14 protein-coding genes are annotated in these 13,571 nt (G+C 60.5%); 4 read left to right on the forward strand and 10 right to left on the reverse strand.

All coding sequences use genetic code 11. The annotated features are described in order from the left end of the window. Window positions 1-123 precede the first annotated feature (123 nt). Together G5229_RS11035 and G5229_RS11040 are read left to right on the forward strand one after the other, a co-directional pair. Window positions 124-1,023, forward strand: coding sequence for an acyltransferase (locus G5229_RS11035; protein WP_421209108.1), 900 nt, complete (start codon window positions 124-126; stop codon window positions 1,021-1,023). A 6-nt stretch (window positions 1,024-1,029) separates the two neighbouring features. Next, the gene (locus G5229_RS11040; protein WP_421209109.1) at window positions 1,030-1,995 is read left to right on the forward strand and encodes an acyltransferase; all 966 of its coding nucleotides are present in this window, start codon (window positions 1,030-1,032) and stop codon (window positions 1,993-1,995) included. Here G5229_RS11040 and G5229_RS11045 read toward each other — a convergent pair. The 3 genes from G5229_RS11045 to G5229_RS11055 are packed head-to-tail and all read right to left on the reverse strand — an operon-like array spanning window position 1,920 to window position 3,386. Next, window positions 1,920-2,414, reverse strand: coding sequence for a DUF523 domain-containing protein (locus tag G5229_RS11045; protein WP_201990897.1), 495 nt, complete (start codon window positions 2,412-2,414; stop codon window positions 1,920-1,922). The two genes, G5229_RS11040 and G5229_RS11045, sit on opposite strands and share 76 nt — an antisense overlap. Then, on the reverse strand, window positions 2,411-2,716 hold the full coding sequence (locus tag G5229_RS11050; RefSeq protein WP_120416227.1) for a hypothetical protein: 306 nt from the start codon (window positions 2,714-2,716) through the stop codon (window positions 2,411-2,413). Before G5229_RS11050 ends, G5229_RS11045 begins: the two co-directional genes overlap by 4 nt. Before the next feature lie 19 nt (window positions 2,717-2,735). Continuing rightward, window positions 2,736-3,386, reverse strand: a complete 651-nt coding sequence (locus G5229_RS11055; protein WP_005339607.1) for an NUDIX hydrolase — start codon at window positions 3,384-3,386, stop codon at window positions 2,736-2,738. Between the two features lie 74 nt (window positions 3,387-3,460). Here G5229_RS11055 and G5229_RS11060 point away from each other — a divergent pair, with 74 nt between their 5' ends. Beyond that, complete coding sequence (locus G5229_RS11060) at window positions 3,461-4,096, forward strand: nicotinamidase (RefSeq protein ID WP_043823230.1); 636 nt, start codon at window positions 3,461-3,463, stop codon at window positions 4,094-4,096. A 101-nt stretch (window positions 4,097-4,197) separates the two neighbouring features. Further along, complete coding sequence (gene pncB, locus G5229_RS11065) at window positions 4,198-5,376, forward strand: nicotinate phosphoribosyltransferase (RefSeq protein ID WP_075116071.1); 1,179 nt, start codon at window positions 4,198-4,200, stop codon at window positions 5,374-5,376. A 73-nt stretch (window positions 5,377-5,449) separates the two neighbouring features. On the opposite strand, the gene G5229_RS11070 is transcribed toward pncB, so the two are convergent. From G5229_RS11070 to G5229_RS11100, 7 genes are all read right to left on the reverse strand, one after another. Continuing rightward, the gene (locus G5229_RS11070; protein WP_005339604.1) at window positions 5,450-6,058 is read right to left on the reverse strand and encodes a thiol:disulfide interchange protein DsbA/DsbL; all 609 of its coding nucleotides are present in this window, start codon (window positions 6,056-6,058) and stop codon (window positions 5,450-5,452) included. Window positions 6,059-6,287: 229 nt separating this feature from the next. After that, window positions 6,288-7,277 (reverse strand): serine/threonine protein kinase, encoded by a 990-nt coding sequence (locus G5229_RS11075; protein ID WP_421209110.1) that lies wholly within the window; start codon window positions 7,275-7,277, stop codon window positions 6,288-6,290. A 103-nt stretch (window positions 7,278-7,380) separates the two neighbouring features. Further along, complete coding sequence (gene ccoG, locus G5229_RS11080) at window positions 7,381-8,832, reverse strand: cytochrome c oxidase accessory protein CcoG (RefSeq protein WP_005356121.1); 1,452 nt, start codon at window positions 8,830-8,832, stop codon at window positions 7,381-7,383. Between the two features lie 155 nt (window positions 8,833-8,987). Continuing rightward, window positions 8,988-9,251: a YihD family protein gene (locus tag G5229_RS11085; protein ID WP_005339598.1), complete on the reverse strand. Its 264-nt coding sequence runs from the start codon at window positions 9,249-9,251 to the stop codon at window positions 8,988-8,990. A 30-nt stretch (window positions 9,252-9,281) separates the two neighbouring features. Beyond that, window positions 9,282-10,436, reverse strand: a complete 1,155-nt coding sequence (locus tag G5229_RS11090; protein ID WP_216952339.1) for a GGDEF domain-containing protein — start codon at window positions 10,434-10,436, stop codon at window positions 9,282-9,284. 127 nt (window positions 10,437-10,563) lie between these two features. Then, window positions 10,564-10,953, reverse strand: coding sequence for a Cu(I)-responsive transcriptional regulator (gene cueR, locus G5229_RS11095; protein WP_106844324.1), 390 nt, complete (start codon window positions 10,951-10,953; stop codon window positions 10,564-10,566). Window positions 10,954-10,963: 10 nt separating this feature from the next. After that, window positions 10,964-13,396 carry a heavy metal translocating P-type ATPase gene (locus G5229_RS11100; RefSeq protein WP_421209111.1) on the reverse strand — a complete coding sequence of 811 codons (2,433 nt, stop codon included), beginning with the start codon at window positions 13,394-13,396 and terminating at the stop codon, window positions 10,964-10,966. Window positions 13,397-13,571 lie beyond the last annotated feature (175 nt).

A 13,571-nucleotide genomic window follows, 5' to 3' on the forward strand; every position in this document is an offset into this window, starting at 1 on the left:
AAGGGAAAGGGTGAGTCCGACCCCATAACGGCTCTGAATGGTCTCACGGGCAATCGGCTGATATTATGGCCACAGATCTGACCACTTGATGGCCCTTTATCGACAGCAAGACGGACCCGACTCATGCCCAACAAGCTGACAGAGCGACTGCGCGGCAGCCTCTCCACCCTGCTCTATTTTTTCAACACCCTCTTCTGGTTTGTCCCCATCTTCTCGCTGGGTCTGCTCAAGCTCCTGCTCCCCCTCAAGGGGTGGCGCACCCTCTGCAACTGGCTGCTGGATGGCTGTGCCAGCTGCTGGATCGGTTTCAACAATTTGATCCAGAAAACCATCATCAAAACCCCTTTCGATGTGGTCGGAGTGGACAAAGGGCACCGGAATGAGTGGTATATGGTGATTGCCAACCATCAATCCTGGGTCGACATACTGGTACTGCAGCGGGTTTTTAACCAAAAAATCCCCTTCCTGAAGTTTTTCCTCAAGAAAGAGCTGATTTGGGTACCTTTTCTCGGTCTGGCATGGTGGGCGCTCGACTTCCCCTTCATGCGGCGATATTCCAGGAAATTTCTGGAAAAGCATCCCCATCTGAAGGGAAAAGACATTGAAACAACCCGTAAAGCCTGTGCCAGGTTCCGCCACATTCCAGTGAGTGTGATGAACTTCGTCGAAGGCACCCGCTTCACCAAGGGCAAACATCAGAAGCAGGGTTCGCCCTATCGTCACCTGCTCCACCCGAAAGCAGGCGGCATCGCCTTTACCCTGGCAGCCATGGGTGACCAGTTGCATCAACTGGTGGATGTCACCATCGCCTATCCGGACGGCATCCCCAGCTACTGGGACTTCATGTGTGGTCGGGTCGGGCAAATCAAGGTTCAGGTCCGCTATTTGCCGATCGACCGCAAGCTGGTGGGGGATTACTTCAATGACCCCGAGTTCCAACAAGAGTTTCAACAGTGGTTGAACGGGATCTGGCACGAGAAGGACCAGACCCTGAGCCAACTGCTGGCAACCAAGGCGCAGTAAACATTCATGCTATCCCTGCTTCCCGGCCCGCTGGTGCTGATCATCAGCGCGGGCCTGACCATCCTTTTCACCGCCTGGTGCGCCAGCCTGATCCTGCTGGTGTCGCTGGCCAAACTAGTGCTGCCGATCCCGGCCTTTGGTCGCGCCTGCAGTCGCCTCAATAACCGCTTCATGCGCCTGTGGCTGGCCTGCAATGCGCTGGTGATCAGCCTCACCACCCGCATTGACTGGCAGGTGGAGGACAATACCAAGCTGCGCAAGGATGGCTGGTATCTCATCATCAGCAACCATATGAGCTGGACCGATATCGTGGTGCTCGGCCACCTGTTCCGCGATAGGATGCCGGTGCCCAAGTTCTTTATGAAGCACGAGCTCATCTACATCCCGCTGTTGGGGCTCGCCTGCTGGGGGCTCGATATGCCCTTTATGCGCCGCTATTCACGGGAATTCCTGCTGCGCAACCCGCACCTGCGCGGCAAGGATATCGAGACCACCCGCAATGCCTGCGAGAAGTTTCGCCACATCCCCACCACCGTCATCAACTTCGTGGAAGGGACCCGCTTCACCGAGCAGAAACGGGACGCATCACGCTCCCGCTATCGTCACCTGATGCCCCCCAAGGCGGCAGGATTGGCCTTCACGCTGGCAGCCATGGGCGAACAGTTCGACAGCCTGATCAACGTCACCATCCGCTATCCGGACAACGCCGAGACCCCGTTCAAGGACTTCCTGATGGGACGGGTAAAACGCATTCAGGTGCGGATTGAGGAGCTGCCGGTGAATGAACAACTGATAGGAGATTACTTCAACGACAAGCAGTTCAAACGCGGTTTTCAGGAGTGGCTAAACCAGCGCTGGCAGGAGAAAGACGAGGTGCTGGAGGGGTGGCAGAGCGGTCAGTCACCGCTGCCAGTTGCCGCCAAATCCGGGAATGAATCCAAAGAGAGCGCAGAAGCCAACTCGGCCAACTGATCTTCGGAAAAGACAGCAATCCCGTGGCGGCGCAGCAGGGCGGTGGTCTTGCCCTCGCCCGCCACAGAAACACCTTCGAAGCGGCCGTTATAGATACGGCCGCTGCCACACGAGGGGCTCCCCTCTTTCAGCAGGGCGAAGCGAATGCCCTGCGTCTGACAGATTTCCAGCGCCAGCTCGGCGCCGCGATCAAACTCGTCAGTCACATCCAGTCCGCTCGCCGTCACTACGCGCTCGCCCTGCCGCTCGGCAGGAAGGCGCGGGGTCGGCAGACCGCCCGCCACTTCGGGGCAGAAGGCCAGCGCCCGTCCTTCGGCTCCCAGCGCACTCAGCCAGTCGCTGACGATTCCCTTGCTCTGACCGTCGTAACGCACCGGCTGACCCAGCAAGCAGGCGCTAACTAAAACCTTCCCTCTCATACTTCTGCTCTATGAATTTTATTGAACCCAACCCATCCGGAATTTTTTGCTGTTTCAATAATGAAATCCATGTCTATCAAATCACCATCGGACAATAATTCTTCACTCATTTCTACAGAACAATAAAAGCACTGTTCATTGTCTGCCCACCCAACAGTCGCTAGTGTGTAGACTTGCATATCTTCATGCAAACGGAGCCCAACAAATGGAACGAAGGGCAAGCTAAGCTCTTTGGCGCCAGCACAAAAACAGGTTTTATCCACATCTCGCACAATTAGCGAAAGTTTCACTTTGTAATTCATAGCAACAACGATCTCTCTTTTACGCTTCTGCTCCGTGCATCACCTGATCGAACATCACGCAGCAGGGGCTCTCCAGCCGATAGAGAATGGCGGGGCGCTGTTTGCCGGTGCGCTTACGGCCGGTATCTACCAGAATGTCGGCGCGATGGATCCGCTTGCGAAATGCCGCCGTATTCATGGGTGTTTGCAGGATGATTTCGAAGGCGCGCTGCACCTCGGAGAGGGTGAACTCGGGCCCCAGCAGTTGCAGCGGCAGGGTGCTGTAGCGGCTCTTGATCCGCAGCCGCTCCAGTCCCTTGGCGATAAGCTGGACATGGTCGAAGGCGAGGCTCAGCCCCGGCAGGTTGGCGAGCGGATGCCAGCAACCGTGGATCGCCTCCACTTCCGGATCCACCAGACAGAGATAGACCAGGGTCGTGGACCAGCCGCGGGGATCCCGCTCCAGATTGCCGAGGGTGCAGACCTGCTCGCTGTAGCAGTGACCGAGCCCCCACTCCGCCAGCAGACGGCGCTGGGCGGCATCGAGATCCCGATCCCGGGTCTCGTCGATGCGCAGCGCAGGCAGTTGCCAGCAGTGGGCAAAGGGGGGGCGATCGCGGGTCTCGAGCAGCAGCTCGAGCCGCTCCTCATGCAACCGCAGCACCACCATATCCAGACTCATTCTCAGCATGCCGATCGCCCTGCTCGCCTTCCATTAATGTTTGGTAGATAATATCACACGAATAGTATGTGCAGGAGCCAATCATGGGAACCGTCGCCAGCCTGGATATTGATGCGCAGAAGGGCTTTACCCCTCTCTGCCCGAACGAACTGCCCGTCGCGGGCGGTGATGATATTGTGGCTGCGCTCAACGCTCAGGCCACCCTCGCCACGCTGCGGATCGGCAGCAAGGACTCTCACCCTGCCAATGCCGACTGGGCCGTCTCTGACCCTGCCGGTATGCTGTTGCCGCTGGATCTGCCCAACGCCGACCTCACCTGGCCGGTGCACTGCGTACCGGGCAGCAAGGGCTTCGAGCTGCTCGACGGCCTGCCCGCTCCCATCGACTATGACTTCTTCGTCTGGAAGGGGGTCGAGCCGGATCTCCATCCCTACGGCACCTGCTTCCACGACCTGGCAGAACGGCGCAGCACCGGACTCATCGAATTCCTGCAAGCCCGCCAGGTCGATACCGTACTGGTCGGCGGCCTTGCCACCGACTACTGTGTCAAAACCAGCGTGCTGCAACTGCGCCGCGCCGGTTTCCGGGTAATCGTCCATCTCGATGCCTGCCGTGGCATCGCCCCCGAGACGGTTGCCAGCGCCCACACCCAGATGATCGAAGCTGGCGCCGAACTGGCCCAGACCCTGATCGATGTACAACGCCTGCTGGACGCCTGATATGCCACCGATTCTTACCAGCCTGCTCGACACCGACGCCTGCACGTTACATATGCGGCAGGGGAGCTCCATCGTGCTCACCAGTCTGCGAGGAGCCTGATATGCCCCCAATCCTCACCAGCCTGCTCGACACCGACGCCTACAAGCTGCATATGCAGCAGGCGGTGTTCCATCGCTATCCGGATGCCGAGGTGGTGGCCGAGTTTCACAGCCGCAATGAAGAGGATCTGCTGCCCATGATGGGGCAGATCGAGGAGCAACTGCGCCTCGCCGGTTCCCTGCGACTGACCAGGCCAGAGCTCGATTTTCTGGCCGAGCGTCCCTTCTTCACTCCTGACTACCTCGACCACCTGCGCCGCAAGCCGCTCGATGCCTCCCTGCTCAAGGTGTTCGAGCAGGATGGCCGCATCAATGTGCGGGTCGAGGGCCCGTGGCAGGATGTGATCCTGTGGGAGATCCCGGTGCTCGCCATCATCAGCGAGATGCGCAACCGCTTCCGCTACCCCCAGTTCGGCGTCAGCCACGCGCTGGATCGGCTCGATCAGAAGATCGATAAGCTGGAACGGGAGCTGAGCAGCGACGAGATGAGCGAGTTCAACCTCATCGACTTCGGCACCCGCCGCCGCTTCTCCCATGCGGTACAGGATGCGGTAGTGGGTCGCCTCAAGGAGCGTCTGCCGGCGTTTCGCGGCACCAGCAACTATATGCTGGCCCAGAAGTACAAGCTGCCCGCGGTCGGCACCCAGGCCCATGAGTGGTTCCAGGCGCACCAGCAGCTCGGCTTCCCGCTGGAGCACAGCCAGCGCGCAGCCCTCACCAGCTGGCTGGACGAGTTCACCGACCATCTCGGCATCGCCCTGACCGACTGCATCACCATGGATGCCTTCCTGCGCGACTTCGACTTCGAGCTGGCCAGCAGCTATCAGGGCTTGCGCCACGACTCCGGCGATCCCGTGGTGTGGGGCGAGAAGGCGATCAGCCACTATCAGCGCCTTGGCATCGACCCCACCGACAAGACTCTGGTCTTCTCCGACGGGCTCAACCTCGACAAGGCGGTGCAGCTGTTCCGCCACTTCCGTGGCCGCATCAACACCAGTTTCGGCATCGGCACCAAGCTCACCTGCGATCTGCCCGGTGTCAGCCCGATGAACATCGTCTTCAAGCTGATCGAGTGCAATGGCGGCCCGGTCGCCAAGATCTCCGACAGCCCGGGCAAGACCCTCTGCCGGGATGCGGAGTTTATCCGCAACCTCAAACAGGCGTTCCACGTCGGGGTCTGATCTTCCCCAACACCAGAAAACAAAAAGCCCGCTGGTTCGCACCGGCAGGCTTTTTTAATCAACTCAAAAGGTATCAGTCTTTCTTGGCCAGCAGGAACTGCACCAGCTTGTTGAACTGCTCTTGAGAGGTGATGGATTCAATCTTCACCATGTACTTGCCGTTCACCAGGAAAGCCGGTACACCGCGAATGTTGTAGCTCTCGGTGTTGCGATCGAACTGGGAGACCATGCCGGAGACGGCGAAGCTGTCGACAGCACCGTCGAACTCTTCAGCCGGTACGCCGTTATCCACGAAGATCTTCTTCACATCGTCACGGCTCATCGGCGGCTGACGCTGGGTGTGGATCTTGGTAAAGATGGCCGGAGTCAGCTTGGCTTCGGCATTGAGCAGGCTGGCAACGGCATAGGCGCGCTGCATCTCGGGGCCCATCTCGCGGCCGAGGAAGGCAACCGGGTTCTTCTTGAGGGGCACACCCTCTGGCAACCCGGCCTTCAACTGTTCAACGATCGGTTCGAAGGTAGCGCAGTGCGGGCAGTAGTAGGAGAAGAACTCCATCACTTCCGGCTGGGCACTGCCAGTCTGTTTGACCACATCGTAGTTGACGCCTTCCTTGAACTCGGGGGCGGCGTGAACCATGGGGATCATCAGCATGGCAGCAAGGAAAAATAGAACTTTTTTCATGATGTTTCCTGTTAAGGGATCACTGTGAGGCACGCCCGGCGAACCGAAGCAGTGCCAAGCCTATTGTTTCGCCATGCTGACGTCAATGGTCAGGGCCGGAGATCGAGTCCCGCTTGCCGCGCAAGATCCCTTCTATTTCACCAGTTTGGCATCAGACTCAACGGCGGTGCCTTCAGTACTTCCAGCTGATCGTGCCAAAGGTGGGGCTATCTGCTGGCCGCCGGATAAGTTACCACCCCGGCATAAGGGTCAACGGCGGTGCCTTCAGCGTCTCCAGCTGATCGTGCAGTGTCGCTATCTGTTGACGCCAGTAGTGATCGGTATTGAACCAGGGGAAGTGACGGGGGAAGGCGGGATCTTCCCAGCGCCGCGCCAGCCACGCCATGTAGTGAACGATGCGCATCGCCCGCAGCGGCTCGATCAGCGCCAGCTCCCGCGACTCGAATTCCATAAACTCCTCGTAGCCCGCCAGCAGGGTGTCGAGCTGGATCTGCTGCTCGTGGCGCTCGCCGCTGAGCATCATCCAAAGATCCTGAATCGCGGGGCCGGTGCGGCAATCATCGAGGTCGACAAACATGGGACCGTCACGCCAGAGGATGTTGCCCGGGTGGCAGTCGCCATGCAGGGAGATCTGCGCCACATCCAGGGTCATGGCGTCGCTCACATGCTTGATCAGCTCGTCCAGCACCCCGAAGAATTGCTTCGCCAGCCCGCTTGGCAGCCACTCGCCAGACGCCAGCAGCTGACGCGGTTCGTGCAGCATGCTCTCCACATCGAGCCGCACCCGATGATGAAACGGCTTGCTGGCGCCGATCTGATGAATACGGCCGAGGAAACGCCCCACCCACTCCAGCTGATCGAGGTTATCCACCTCGAACTGGCGGCCACCGACGCTCTGCCAGATGGCAAAGGGGTAGCCCTCGTGCTCCAGCAGGGTCTCGCCCGCGAAGGCGAGTGGCGCGGCGACCGGGATCTCCGCCTCTGCAAGGCGGGTGGCAAACTCGTGCTCCTCGAGGATCTGGGCCCGGCTCCAACGGCCGGGACGGTAGAACTTCACCACATAGCGGCGACGATCCTCATCCTGAAACTGGTAGACCCGGTTTTCGTAGCTGTTGAGCTCGATAAGGCCGGAGTCGAGCCGCAGGCCACTGAGATCGAGCGCATCCATGATGAGGTCGGGATTGAGGTCGGAATAGTTGAAACGCATGTCATCCACCATAAGAAAGGGGCGCCGTTGCGCCCCATTCTATCACTACTGACCGGCATTGCCGTGCTCGTTGGTGACCGGACTGGTGTCACGCCCGGCCCGCAGCCACACGCAGTTACAACCGGCTGATAAACTTGCTGCCCTGGCGCAGGTTGCCCTTGCTGTCATCGGGCGCCGCACCCTCCCGTTTCAGCACGAACTGGATATCCAGCGCCGGCCGTTTCAGGTTGTAAGGATCGACCGCCAGACTGACCGGCAGGGTGTAGATCTCGCCCGCCTTCAGGGTCACTTCACGGGGGCCGAACCACTGATACTCGGGCAAGCCCTCCACATCCAGCTGGTAGGTCTGGGACTGCAGGGTCTTGTTGAGGATCTTGAGGGTGTAGGTGTTCTCAATCAGCCCCTCGCTGTTTTCGCGGAACAGCTGGTTGCGATCCCGTAGGATATCGAGCCCCATCGGCATGATGGACATGGCGTTGTAGACAAACACCCCCAGCATCACCGCCATCACCAGACCGTAACCAATCAGCTTGGGCCGCGCCACATGGGTGGAGTCGTTGGCCAGCTTGTGCTCGGTGGTGTAACTGATGAGCCCTTTCGGGTAGCCCATCCGCTCCATGGTCTGGTCGCAGGCATCGACGCAGGCGCCGCAGTTGATGCACTCGTACTGCAGGCCGTCGCGGATATCGATACCGGTCGGGCAGACCTGCACGCAAAGATCGCAGTCGATACAGTCGCCCAGCCCCATCGCCTTGGGATCTGCCTTGCGGGAGCGGGCACCACGGGTCTCGCCACGCTTGGTGTCATAGCCGACGATGAAGGTGTCCTTGTCGAACATGGCGGACTGGAAGCGGGCATAGGGGCACATGTGGATACACATGATGGCACGCATCCAGCCTGCATTGCCGTAGGTGATGATGGTGAAGAAGAGCACCCAGAACAGCACCCATCCGCTGGCCTGCAGAGTGAAGAGGTCCGGCACCAGTTCAGTCACATCCTGGAAGTAGGCGACGAAGGTCAGACCGGTCACCAGCGAGATCGCCAGCCAGGCCAGATGCTTGGCCCCCTTGCGAGCCAGCTTCTCGCCGCTCCAGGGCGCCTCGTCCAGCTTGCGCCGTTTGTTGGCGGGCCCTTCCAGCTTCTCTTCAAACCAGATGAACATGAAGGTCCACACCGTCTGCGGGCAGAGATAGCCACACCAGACCCGACCGAGGAAGGTGGTAATAAAGAAGAGTCCGAAGGCGGCGATCATGAAGAGCCAGGCGAGCAGGGTCAGATCCTGCGGCCAGATGGTGGCGCCAAAGATATGGAACTGCTGGTGACCGAGGTCGAACAGCACCGCCTGTCGCCCGTCGTAACGCAGCCAGGGCAGCAGCACGAACAGCGCCACAAAGAACCAGCCCATGGCCTTGCGCATCCGCTGCCAATACCCTTTCTGGGCCCGCACATAGATGCGGTTGCCTGGGTTGAATCTGTCGTCGCTGGCTTTGAACGTATTGGGGTTGAAGGTCCCGGTTACGCCCTTGTCGGTGACATCCTTGATATCGATTTTGTCGTGATCGGCCATTGCAAGACATCGCTCCCTTATTTGTTATGGAGCGGATTATATCTTAAACGGCATGCTAATTGTGTGGATTAGATGTATCTAACATTGGGGTTGGATCGCAATTTTCGGCAACAAAAAAGCGCATCACCACGAGGTGATGCGCTTCCGCTAAAGATTCACTTGATTCCGCGCGCCTTGAGCAGCGCCTCTTTGAAATCGGGCACATGATCCTTGGCCAGACCGGGGATCATCGCCTGCTTGTCGGATTCCCGCATCTTGAGGTGATAGATCAGCATGTCGTCGGTCAGCTCGGACAGAGGCCCTTCAAATCCCGCTTCTTGGGCCAGTTTGGCAACAAACTGCACCAGGCTGAGATCCTGTTCCTTGATCCAGGCAGGCTGCAACAACTCCAGCAGCTCTTCGATACGATGACATTGCATAGACAACCTCTTTAATCTGTCACGTTAAATTCAGGCAACCTTACCCATCAAGGCTACTTCGATTCGATCCCGTCCATTATGCTTGGCCTGATAGAGTGCCGCATCCGCTTTTTGGATCAAATCGGCGATTTTCATGCTGTTGTCCGGTATCAGTGTCGCAACACCAAAACTACATGTGACCCGACCGGAGACCAGTGACTTCTGGTGCGGGATGGCCAGCTCCTTGAGTGCCTGCCGCACATTGTCCGCCACCTGCAGTGCCCCCTGCATGCCGGTGCAGGGCAGCAGCAAGGCAAACTCTTCGCCACCGTAACGGGCTGCCAGATCGTCCTCGCGCCGCTCCACCTCGGCCAGCAAGCCAGCCACCTGTTGCAGGCAGTCATCCCCCAGCTGATGGCCGTAGAGATCGTTGAACTGCTTGAAGTAATCCACATCCACCAGCACCAGCGACAGCGGTGCCCGGGCACGGTGACAGCGGCGCCAGGCCCGCTCCAGAGAGTCGTCGAGGTGGGCGCGGTTGGCGATGCCGGTCAGGCCATCGAGGCGGGAGGTTAGACGCAGATGTTCGGAGACCGCCTTCAGCTCGGCCACCAGTTCGGCGTTGGAGAAACGGTGGTGGAGCGAGGCGATCTGCTCCCGCCGCATCCGGCGCAACAGGGTCGGCAGAAAGACAAACAGATAGCCCGCCAGCATGCAGGAGACGATTCGCTCCTGCTCATTGCCCGCCCCCAGTTCAAACAACATAGCGCAACCCAGCGGCAACACGGCACCATAGAGGGTACGGCGGCTGCCAAACAGCATGATGGCGCTGCCGGTAAGAATGAGGCTGGAGAGCATCATCATGGCGGCCCGGTAGGTGTCGGGCAACTTGTCCATGTAGAGCAGCACCCCGAGGGCCCAGATAATGGAGGTGATGGTGGCTCCGATAAAGAGCTCCCGCTCCAGCACCGGCAATGGCGTCTGGTACAGGCGGGATTGCCTCCAGCGCAGGTGCCACCCCCGACCAAGCAGCCAGAAGAAGATCCCGGCCAACCAGCCGAGCGCTTCGACGGCAGGCAGATAGTCGTGAAACAGCAGACTCCAGCCAAACGCCAGCAGGCCCAAACAGGGGAGACTGAACGATGCATGGGTATAGAGCTGGACCATGATGGCCTGCTTAACCTGGCGTGTCACACTCTGGGTCAACTGAGTACTCCTGTACAAGAGCCGAGCAGTCTACCACTCCCCCCTGACCGGCAACAATAAAGCGCCGTTTATTAAGAAGTTAATCAATCATCGGCGCTTTCTCCTGCGCTGGCCGGTGAGCCCTTGCTCACCCCTTCTCCAGCTCGTCTAGGATCGGGCACTCGGGATTTTCATCCCCGTGGCAGCAGCAGACCAACCCTTCCAGCGAGCTGAGCATGGCCTGCAGCCCGGCGATGCGAGCACGCAGATCGACGATCTTCTCCTGCGCCAACTTCTTCACCTGAGCGCTGGTTCTGTGCTCGTCCCGGTAGAGCGCCAGCAGCTCCTGACACTCCTCCAGATTGAAGCCGGTCTCCCGCGCCCGCTTGACGAAACGCAGCTCGCGCAAGGCCCCCTCGGTGTAACTGCGATAGCCGTTGTCACTGCGTACCGGGGCTGTGATGAGGCCGATGCTCTCGTAGTAGCGGATGGTCTTGGCGGTCAGCCCCGTCGCCTTGGCTACCTTGCTGATGTTCATGGATGACTCCTTAACGGTTCGATTCTGTGCTGAGATTGTGGCCGACTTGGGCGAGGGCCCGCGGCTGCCAACGCTTCAATAACAGGGAATTGCTCAAAACGGTAATACTGCTCAGGGCCATGGCCGCCCCCGCCAACTCGGGGCTGAGGTAGCCCAATGCCGCCAGCGGAATGCCAATGATGTTGAACACGAAGGCCCAGAACAGATTCTGCTGTATGGTGCGCCAGGTCGCCGCCGAGATGTCGATGGCATCGGCCACCAGCCGCGGGTCGGATCGCATCAGGGTGATGGAGGCGGTCTCCATCGCCACATCGGAGCCGGAGCCCATGGCGATGCCGACATCCGCCGCCGCCAGCGCCGGGGCGTCGTTCACCCCGTCCCCCACCATGGCCACCAGCCCGCGGGTTTGCGCCCGCAGCGCCGCGACCTTCTCCACCTTGCCGGCCGGCAACACGGAGTCAAAGGCTCCGTCCAGTCCCAGCTTGGCTGCGATATGGGCCACCGGCGCCGGCGCATCGCCGCTCACCAGCCAGCTGGCGATGCCGCGCAGACGCAGGGTGGCGATGGCTTCCGGGCTCTCGGGGCGCAGGGTATCAGCCAGCGCCGCAATGCCGGCCACCACGCCGTCGATGGCCATCCAGACCCGGGTCGCACCGTCGGCGGCTTGTTCATCCTGTTGTGGCACCTCAATGCCGAGCTGGGCCAGCAGAGAACGATTGCCGATGGCGACCCTGTGGCCCGCCACCTGACCGACAATACCGGCACCGACCCGCACCTCGACCGCCTCCGGCTGGGGCAGTATAGCCTCCTTGCCGACCGCCTCGCGCATGGCCAGCGCCAGCGGATGTTCGCTCGCCTGCTGCAGGGCGGCGGCGAGACGAAGCTGCTCGGCTGTGCCGCTCCAGCTGGCCAGCACAGGCCGCCCCTGAGTCAGGGTGCCGGTCTTGTCGAAGATGAGCGCCTTGATGGCGTGAGCCTTTTGCAGGGTATCCACATCCTTGATCAGAATGCCGTGGCGCGCCGCCACTCCGGTACCGGTGACGATGGCAGCCGGCGTGGCCAGTCCCAGCGCACAGGGACAGGCGATCACCAACACCGCTACCGCCGCCAGCAGCGCCTGACCGAAGTCGTTGCTGATGGCATACCACACCAACAGAGTGAACAGGGCGATGGCCATCACCACCGGCACGAACACGGCAGAGACCTTGTCCACCAGCTGTTGTAGCGGGGCCTTGCCCATCTGGGCGCTCTCCACCAGGGCGATGATCTTGCTGAGGCTGGAATCCTCCCCCACGGTAGTGGCTTCGATCTCCAGCACGCCGGAGCGGTTGATGGCACCGCCCAGCACCTTGTCGCCCTCGCCGCGCGGCACCGGCAGGCTCTCGCCGGTGAGGATCGACTCGTCCAGCTCGCTGGCGCCGCTCACGATTTTGCCATCCACCGGCACCCGCTCACCCACCAGCACCCGCAGCCGATCGCCGCGCAGCACCTCGTCGATGGCGACGCTCTGCCAGCTCTCACCACGCCAGACGGTGGCGGTTTCCGGCCGCAGCGCCATCAGTTCGCGAATAGCGGACTGAGTGCTGCGTCTGGCCCGAGCCTCCAGCAACTTGCCGAGGGAGATCAGGGTAATGATGATGGCGCTCGCCTCGAAATAGAGCTTGCCGCTGGCGGCCATCCCCAACGTCAGCAGCAGATAGAGGCTGTAGAAGTAGGCGGCGCTGGTACCGGTGGCCACCAGCACATCCATATTGGCTGCGCGATTCTTGATGGCAAGCCAGGCGCCGCGATAGAAACGGGCCCCGATCCAGAACTGCACCGGGGTGGCGAACACCAGCTCCAGCCAGGCGGGTAGATGCCAGGGGAACAGTCCGGCCATGGCCAGCATCCCCACCAGCAGCGGCAACGTCAGCAAAGCCGAGACGATGACCCGGGTTTGAGCCTGACGGGCTGTGGCGGCCTCCTGCGCTTCCCGCTCCAGCAACTGCTGGCGGCGGCCGCTGGCCGAGCCTTGTGCCAGCTGGGCGCCAAAGCCGAGCGCTTCGATCTGCTCGCGCAAAGCGGCGGGCGTCTGCATCCCGGGGACCAGCACGATGCGGGCCTGTTCGATAGAGAAATTGACCTCGGCCGAGATAACGCCGGGCAGCGCGGCCAGCATCTTGTTCAACCGAGCCGAACAACCGGCACAAGTCATGCCGGTAATTTGGAACAAAAAGGTCTCGCTGCCGTAGTCGTAACCCTGACTCTTGATGCTGTCGAGCACCGCAGGCAGGCGATCGGGGCTGGCCAGCTCGATGGCCGCCTGCTCCAGCGCGAAGTTGACGGTGGCCTCGACCCCTTCAAGCTTGTTGAGGGCGGTCGCGATGCGGCCTGCGCAGTTGGCGCAGCTCATGCCGCTGAGCGGCAACTGCAGATGAATGGGTGATTGAAGATGAGTGGTCATGTTGTTCCTCCCCGGAACCCGTCGGCACAACAAAACGCCGACTGGCAAACCCTAACCTTTACTGTAAGGGCAAGCTCAAGCCACATGATCCACTTTTTGCAGATGAAAAAAACGGCGCCCGTTTGCTGCCAGAGAACAAACGGGCGCCGCATTCAGCTATTGCGCGGTGCGAGCG

The organism is Aeromonas sp. 602396 (assembly GCF_049173735.1).
GTDB lineage: Bacteria > Pseudomonadota > Gammaproteobacteria > Enterobacterales > Aeromonadaceae > Aeromonas > Aeromonas veronii_A.